This window comes from Bacillus sp. RB3 (genome assembly GCF_030164735.1).
GTDB classification, from domain to species: Bacteria; Bacillota; Bacilli; order Bacillales; family Bacillaceae_G; genus Bacillus_A; species Bacillus_A cereus.
Genome location: NZ_JASNGE010000098.1, coordinates 1 through 651, shown reverse-complemented (window position 1 = coordinate 651; position 651 = coordinate 1). Strand labels below are relative to the sequence as shown.

The following is a 651-nucleotide window of genomic DNA, read 5'->3' as shown; positions in this document are numbered from 1 at the left end:
TGGTCATCTCCCTGTCAAGTAGACAGTAATAAAAAGAGTATTATGCCACGGCCTTTTCCCGATATTCTATCGGGGAAAGGCCGTGAAGTTTTTCTTGGAATCTTTCTGTATTATAAAATTGAATATATTCTTGAATTGCTCGGTAGGCCATTTCATATGTTTTTGGGCACACTAAATACAACTTCTCTGTTTTTAAATGTGAGAAGAATGATTCGATACACGCATTATCAAAACAGTTTCCACGTCTAGAATGACTACCGACAAATCCTAATTTCTCTAACTGTTTTGCGTAGGATTTAGATGTATATTGAAACCCTTGATCTGAATGGAAAAGGGGCTTAGTAGTTAATGACTTCCCTTCTAATTGACGTAATGTAGTTAAAACCAAATCTAAATCATTTCTTGAAGATAGCTTCCAGGCAACAATTTCATTGTTGTATAAATCTAACACAGCTGACAAATAGGCAAATTGTTCTCCGATTCGTACATAAGTAATATCTGTTACGAATTTTTGATTTTGCTTTTCAGCTTGAAACTCTCGATTCAAATGATTTTTAAATACCACAGATGTTTTTCTTCCATAAAACGGACGTTTTTTTCGAATGATAGATTGAATACCCAGCTCTCTCATAAGACGACGAACACGTTTAT

The 651-nt window shown here is 34.6% G+C and carries 1 pseudogene; it reads right to left on the bottom strand.

From position 1 onward, the window contains the following. Positions 1–40: 40 nt before the first annotated feature. Positions 41–651: pseudogene (locus tag QO049_RS30495) on the bottom strand (IS3-like element ISBth8 family transposase); the annotation flags it as partial.